The sequence below is a fragment of the Peribacillus sp. P4_C12 genome (assembly GCF_056402095.1).
The window spans coordinates 1-800 of the sequence record NZ_JBFUIB010001032.1 but is presented as its reverse complement, the minus strand read 5'-3'; the positions used below and the strand labels follow the sequence as shown (position 1 = coordinate 800).

Sequence of the window (800 nt, the reverse complement as noted above, 5' to 3'; positions counted from 1 at the left end):
ACTCTGCACCCTGAGCTACCAATTCGTGGCCGTCAGGTTAATCTTGAGACAATCACTGCGAATGTGCTCAACTTATCAGGTGAAATTGACATCATAGCTCAACCACATTAAGTAGAAGCATTGATGAATCACATTTCCAGTAAAGATCCAAAATTACCAGTAGGGCATAAGTCTATTGCTTTTGGAAGTAAAGCTTCAAAAATAACGTATCCAACGATTGTTGATTGGTTAGAAGAAAGACCTAAATAAAGGTAAATAATGTTAATGAAAAGAAGCCAATTCTATTAGTTTAGTATTTATAATGAAAACACTCACAGATTCCCAGCATTAATTTTAGTGCTGCAAAATTTAACAGGAGTTTTGTAAGTGTTTTCAATATCACTTTTTATAAGTTGTCAACCATGTAAAAAAATTCGTGAACCGTTTAAGTATAGTGGGAATTAGGTTGATTTTTTTAACTAAATTGTTAATCTTTCAATATTTTGCCTTTTTGTTATTATGCCTCTAGTTATACGTTCGTTTATCAATCATAAGCCAAGTAATAAAATGACTTTTGGTCGGTTTTTATGCTGGAATTTTTACAATCTTCCTAGTTTTGCTATTTATAAAGTAGTGGCGCACGAAATAAGAAATCCTCTGATAACCATAAAAGGTTTTTTTCAACTTTATAAGAAGGAAAATAAATCTGCTGAGGATATTGAATTGCTCCTAAGTAAACTGGAAAGAATTGAAACGATTACGAGCGAACTTCGTTCTTTGGGAAACCTCAGGCTGTCCAACTACTCCGTATGGATATAAAG

Annotated in this window: 1 protein-coding gene and 1 pseudogene; both read left to right on the top strand. The window is 33.0% G+C overall.

What is annotated here, in order from left to right; translation table 11 throughout:
- A pseudogene (locus tag AC1DUW_RS31035) lies at positions 1-249 on the top strand (class III poly(R)-hydroxyalkanoic acid synthase subunit PhaC); the annotation flags it as partial.
- A 249-nt stretch (positions 250-498) separates the two neighbouring features.
- Complete coding sequence (locus tag AC1DUW_RS31030; RefSeq protein WP_379173629.1) at positions 499-798, top strand: histidine kinase dimerization/phospho-acceptor domain-containing protein; 300 nt, start codon at positions 499-501, stop codon at positions 796-798.
- Positions 799-800: the final 2 nt, after the last annotated feature.

Excerpts from the sequence above, each read along its gene's own strand:
- AC1DUW_RS31030 (WP_379173629.1), top strand. The coding sequence starts at position 499 with ATGCCTCTAGTTATACGTTCGTTTATCAATCATAAGCCAAGTAATAAA.